The organism is Ilyobacter sp., assembly GCF_041583315.1.
Classification (GTDB): Bacteria; Fusobacteriota; Fusobacteriia; order Fusobacteriales; family Fusobacteriaceae; genus Ilyobacter.
In genome coordinates, this window is the sequence record NZ_JBFHGC010000115.1 from 1 (window position 1) to 6,191 (window position 6,191).

Sequence of the window (6,191 nt, forward strand, 5' to 3'; positions counted from 1 at the left end):
ACCCTGAGCTATTTTCCATTCTACAAGGGAATAATCTGCTCCGTACTCATAGCTCACATAGTGCCTTATACTATTCTGCTCCGGTACAGGTTCATAAAAATTAAGTACATCTATACCTCGGTTTTTCCCCACAAAAGTATTCTCCTGTAGGGTAAATCCATCTTCTGAAAATGATGCCAGAGATATGAGAAATGTCAACACAAGTATATTTCTTATTCTATTCACCTACATACCTCCCGTCTCTGTCAAATCCGTTCCTGTCAATTCCTGCAGTGCTGTACCCACTTCGGTTATAACCCTCTTTGTCATAGCCGTTTATATCATAACCAGTTTTATCATAGGCAGTCCCAGTAAATCTGTTGGTGGCATCATTCTTCCATCCGGATTTACTGTAAGGTCTTCCTGTGGTTTTATGCAGACCGCTCCTGTCAAAGCCAAGAGTGTCATATCTAGTTCCCGTTATCCTGCTTATTCCCCGGCTGTTCCACCCGTATTTGTCATATGAGCTTCCTGTTTCTTTATTTATCCCTCTTATATCAAATCCATAATAATCATATTTTGTTCCTGTTTCTTTAAAAATACCTCTCTTGTTCCATCCCGATTCATCGTAGCCTTCAGTGTCATAACCCAGAGAGTTGTATCCTGTTCTGCTGTATCCCTCTTTATTATAACCTTTAGAGTCATAATAATCTTTGGTTTCTGCACTCAGTCCATACCATGTCCAGCCCTTAAGGTCGTACTCTGTTCCTGTATGTTTATTTATACCCTGAGCATCAAATCCCAGAAGGTCATATTTAGTACCCGTTTTATTATGAATACCCTTGAAATCAAATCCTCTTTCATCATATTTTGATTTAGTCTCCAGGTTATAACCTGCTCTGTCAAAACCTCTATAGTCCACAGCGGTTCCGGTATATTTAAAAATACCTTCTTCATTCCACCCTTCACGGTCAAAGCCTTCTGTGTCGTTCCCGTCTCTGTTATAACCTTCTATATTATATCCTTCTATGTTATAACCATTAGAATCATAGTAATCTCTCGTATCTTTATTCACACCATACCTGTTCCATCCGTCTTTATTAAACTCTGTCCCTGTATCCCGGTGAATCCCCTCTCTTGTAAATCCGTCCTCATCATAAAGTGATCCTGTTTCACCATAGTAACCTGCAGCATCAAATCCGTCTTCGTCTAAGGAATTTCCTGTTACCGAATGAACCCCGTAGAGGTCAAATCCAGTATAATCATAGGGAGAATCTGTGAAAACATTCCATCCTACAGATGTAAAACCTCTCTTGTCTGCTCCCTCAGAGCTGTATCCATTCATATCGTAACCACTGAGGTCATAGACACTCATAGTATGCCAGTTGTGTCTCGTTATCTTATTGAATCCTTTCTCATCATACTTAGAACACCCGTTTAAGAAGCCAGACAGGAGTATTATAACGATTATAGGCAAGTATCCCTTCCTGTTGAGAAATCTGTCCACCATGGATATAACTGGACTATTTATGACATTATTAAAATTCTGTCTGTAAAAAGTGGTGTAGCTGATATTTTTAAAGAGTTTATCCAGTAAAACATTGGCAAACAAAAGAGTTATAAATGAAGATAAAAAGAACCCCACACCTGTATACTCATTCCCAAGTTTTACAAAATAAAGAGAAAACAGAAGATCTGTCACAAAAAATACCAGAGATACCATTAGCGCCTGTATTCTTGCATCAAAATACAGAAATATCGTTATGACCATTGAGATGAACACAGCACAAAATGCCGAAAAAAGAGATATCCTGAAAAGATCCAGCAGATAAAGGTCCATCCCGAAATTTTCAAATATCATTTTTGAAAGCAGGGCAAAAGATATGCATATAAAAAACTGCATCTCCATACAGTAAAACATCTCTCTCTTCAAAACATTCATCATAGTCAGCAAACTTTTGTCTATATCATCCAGAGTCCCTTTGTAAGATATATGGGCATAATAAGTCTTATAATCTGGAAAAAATTTGGTTTCTAAGAAGACAACAAAATACACCATGCTGGGAATAGTTATAAAGAAAGCGTAAAAGAGTGCCACTTCATAAAAGGGTGAAGCATTAAAAGTCCCTGCAATTACATAGTGATCTCCCTTTGTCCATACAATAAAAAGATGAACCCATATTCCCAAAATATAGAATAACCCCATAAAAAACAGCGATGTATAACCTTTTAGGTACTTTAAAAACCCAAACTCACTTCCATTTTTCTCCTTAAAAGCGGAAAGAAGATAGTAGGATAAAAGGAGAAAAGTCAGGAGTATCCCCATTGTATAGGCGAAAATAAGATTGGTGGCCAAAAAGTTTTCTGGAAAATCAATGGGATTTTTTATGAGATATACCCCGAGACCCATTGCCAGAATATTCCCTGCCAGATATGAAAAAGCCACAAACCTGTAATTCTTCAATACATTGACAAAACACATACCTATCCAGGAAGCTGACAAAAGAGTAAAAAGAGCCACAGCCAGTTTCTTATAGTAAAATGGCAGAGGGGAATTACGCAAAAACAAACTTCCCATTATAAACGCCATTATAACCACAACTTTTATAACACCTATATAGGTGTTCCTCAGTTCGTTACTCCTCTTTTGATATATGCAGTCTGACATGTACCTTGTGACTACGTATTGCCACGGGGTTGCCAGCAACTGAGAAAATATAAAGCAATAAAGAACCGTAGACATGAACAGAACCCTCTCATCTCTTATAAAGATATACTCTCTTGATATGTACATAAGAAAGTTCAGGCTTATCGTTGTTATGAGCCATGGTCCCACACTTATAAGAGTAGAGTAAGCCATGGCTTTGAGGTCTCCTAATGTACTGTCACTTTTTGAAAACAACTTTCTAAATTCAAATCCTATTCCTGCCACTGTTTATCACCCAACTCTCTATAGATCTTTCTGTATCCTTCGATAAAAATTTCTTTGGAATAATATTTTTTTACTATTTCTTTTCCTGTCTCTCCCATCTCTATCAGTCTTTCCCTGCTCTGATACATCTTTACAAGAGAATCTGCAAGGTCTACATACGACGTAGGTGGAATTATAATCCCGGCCTCTCCTATATCAGTCTTACCTGTAAGTATCTCCCGGCAGTTCCCTACATCTGTGGCTATAAATGGTATCCCTGCAGAAAGACCCTCTAGGATACTGAGGGGCTGCCCTTCTGATATAGAAGTGAGGAGCAGAAGATTTAAGAACTTATAATAATCTGCCACATTTACCTTTCCTGTAAATTCTATATAATCTTCCATTTCAAGACTTTTTACCATCTGAACGCACTCTTCATAGTACTCTGGATTTTCATCTATAGGCCCTATCAGATAGAGTTTTGTATTCCGAAGTTTTCTAAGAGCCACACGGAATCCCTTTATCATCATCTTTACATCCTTTATGGGTACTACCCTCAAGATGGCTCCCACACTAAACTCATCTCTTTTTTCAAAGTCTAGATTTCCGAATCTGTCTTTGTCAATACCGTTTGGAATGACTAAACATTTTGAAGGATCCGCTCCGTTTCTTATCTGCAAATCCCTGTTATAGTCAAAAAGTGTAACAATGACATCGCTGTATCTATAAGTTATTTTAGAAAGAAAATAAAAGAAGTCTATCCATATACTTTTAAAACTTTTGTCCACCCACTGGGCGTGCACTATCTCTTCCTCTCTCTCTCTCGGATATATCCCGTGCTCAGTGAGAAGTACTTTCCCCTTCCCCCTATACCCTGCCATGGCTGCTATGACTCCTGCATACCCTGTGGCAACAGAGTGGTAAATATCTGCTTCAGGTATCTCCTCCTGAAGAATCCCTATGAGATTCAGAAAAATATTTCTGTAAGTCCAGTAAAAGACATTATAGTTGCTGCTGCTATGATTTTCCTTGTAATGCCTCAAAAGAGGACTCCAAAAAATCTTACTTACAACCACTTCCATGGGATTCCCGTATTCTTTTCTAGATAGGCTGTCAAGAAGCTCTATAGCTTTTTCAGTGGATGCATCCCTGAAGTTCATAAGGTCAAAAAGATCTTCTTTAACCTTATCTTTTTTCAGATAGTTATTTTTAAACATTCTAAATCCGGATACATCAAGTTCCGGATTCAAAGTTATATTCCTTACCTCTTTGACATTATCTGGAAGCTCATATTTTTTAACAGCAAAATCCTTGTTTGGGATTATACACAATATAGAAAATTCATGTTCCTGGTTTAAATTTATCAGATCCTGCACCCATGATGAAACCCCACCCACAACGTAGGGATAAGACCCTTCACAAATCAAGCATATTTTTGCCATGGCTCTACGCTCCTTTTATGTTATTTCTAAGATGATAAGGCATCTCGAGCCCTCTTTTGAGAAACTTTTCTTTCAACTGGATGATTTTTTCATACCAATTGTTTTCATAGTAATATTCCAGAGCAAAATTAAGTACACCTACGTCAGGGTCTTCTTCCTCTAAAAATCTCTCTAAATGTATCTGGCATTTTTTTTCATCTCCCATATTCTTATAAAATCTCAGAAGATCAGGAGCATAGCTTTTGTCTTTATCAAAAAGAGTTTTCAATGTACCCAGAGCTTTCTTCTGAGCCATGAGGAGAACATCTCCCTTTAGAAGACCTGACTTTATATAGTCATTATAACTCTTGAATATCTTTTTCAAGTCCCCATTTTTATTAGCCTTGAGTATATTTACTCTGTGCTTTTCATAAATCCAGTTCAATTCTGTAGCGGCATAATGTATCACGTCTATATCTTCATCTAGTAATGCTTTTTCCAGCACCTCTACCTTAAACCTTTCATCAGGAGGGTTAAAATTTATCAGAAAACTTTTTTTCTCCTCTGGAGTTCCTGTAGCCAATATGTCGTAGGCCCCCATAGTTCCCAGTTCTACTGCCAGGTCTATAAACTCTACCTCTCTTCTGTTTTTAAGATATGTTTTAAAGTCTGAACTTTCCTCTATCATCTGATAGTCAGAATCAAGCTTTGGTATAAGTTCTATAAACAGTAATCCTCCGAAACCCATAACCGGAAACAGAAAAATAAAAAGATCAAAATAATATATATCCTCATTAAAAAAAATATGATTTATTAAAAGAAAAATCAAACCAAGGCCTATATGAAAATACCAGAATTTTTCCAGCGGAAATCTGAGGCTGTAATAAGTCTCTGTAAATAAGTACAGATCTAAAAAGGTAGCTAATATTAAAATCAGAATAAATATCCATCTCTTTTTTATAATCCTTCACCTCCCAGTATTATATGTGATTTTTCAGTATCAAACCTTACAAGGTAAAGATTGTCTTTCTTTGTCTTCTCAATAAGGTGAAATTCACCGTTTTCCACATCTTTGATCTTATCTCCTCTTATCCTAACAAAGGTGTTTACAGGTCCTTTATAGTTACTGAAATTGACCTTTATAATATTTTTGACTTTCTCATGAGATATCTCAAGATCTTCCATTTTCATATATTTTAGAGTTGCATCACTCTGAACATCCTGATCCAAAAGAGGAAAATGAATGTTTATCTCATAAAATATCTTCTCATATTCTTTTTTAAGCTCTTCCCAGGACTTCCCCTGTCCCCTCTCCTGGTCTGTTATATCATCAGGATGTACAAAATGACTGACAGACCCATAGGCCCCTATAGCATTGTAAATCCCCCACATAAGATCCTCGCTGTAATGAAAACCTGCAGAAAATCTAGGCAGACTGTAAATCTGAGGATAGTCAGGATCTCTCCCCACTTCCTGAAGAAGCAGACCGGGTTCATAATCTCCCAAATAAATACCGGAAATTGATTTAAGATCTGGCAAAGCAAGAGTGAGAGCTTCTTTCCCTTCTTTTGTCAGAAGATTGCTCGGCGCTACATAGGAAAAAATTTTCACCTCTTCTCCGTAAAGGTTCTGAGTCAGCCCCTTTAGTTTTTCAAGAGAAAAGACCATATCATCTATACTGGTCCAAGGTGTATATCCGTAATCATCAAAATTAATCCCACCTTCCAGGGCCAGGGAAAAATGGTTGTATCCGTGAACACCCAGCTCCCCTCCGTCCTGGAAAATCTCCCTTCCGAAATATCCAGTAGTTTCTTTCAGTTTTTCTGTAAAATCTACAATTTTTCTTTTGTCTGTGGCGTCTGTGTAGTCTCCTATTATGA

4 protein-coding genes and 1 pseudogene are annotated in these 6,191 nt (G+C 37.3%); all 5 read right to left on the bottom strand.

The annotated features are described in order from the left end of the window. Positions 1 to 225 (bottom strand): annotated as a pseudogene (locus tag ABZA26_RS05495) (hypothetical protein); the annotation flags it as partial. Beyond that, a complete protein-coding gene (pelG, locus tag ABZA26_RS05500; protein ID WP_372713515.1) occupies positions 218 to 2,911 on the bottom strand; it encodes an exopolysaccharide Pel transporter PelG in 2,694 nt (897 codons plus the stop codon). The gene pelG and the pseudogene ABZA26_RS05495, both read right to left, overlap by 8 nt. Further along, positions 2,899 to 4,332, bottom strand: coding sequence for a GT4 family glycosyltransferase PelF (gene pelF / locus ABZA26_RS05505; protein ID WP_372713516.1), 1,434 nt, complete (start codon positions 4,330 to 4,332; stop codon positions 2,899 to 2,901). Before pelF ends, pelG begins: the two co-directional genes overlap by 13 nt. A 4-nt stretch (positions 4,333 to 4,336) precedes the next feature. Then, positions 4,337 to 5,059, bottom strand: a complete 723-nt coding sequence (locus ABZA26_RS05510; RefSeq protein WP_372713517.1) for a tetratricopeptide repeat protein — start codon at positions 5,057 to 5,059, stop codon at positions 4,337 to 4,339. A gap of 209 nt (positions 5,060 to 5,268) precedes the next feature. Beyond that, the coding region (locus tag ABZA26_RS05515) for a DUF2194 domain-containing protein (protein WP_372713518.1) at positions 5,269 to 6,191 on the bottom strand (923 nt) is incomplete at its 5' end.

Coding starts and splice junctions, on each gene's coding strand:
- ABZA26_RS05510 (WP_372713517.1), bottom strand. CDS start 5,059: ATGGGTTTCGGAGGATTACTGTTTATAGAACTTATACCAAAGCTTGAT.
- pelF (WP_372713516.1), bottom strand. CDS start 4,332: ATGGCAAAAATATGCTTGATTTGTGAAGGGTCTTATCCCTACGTTGTG.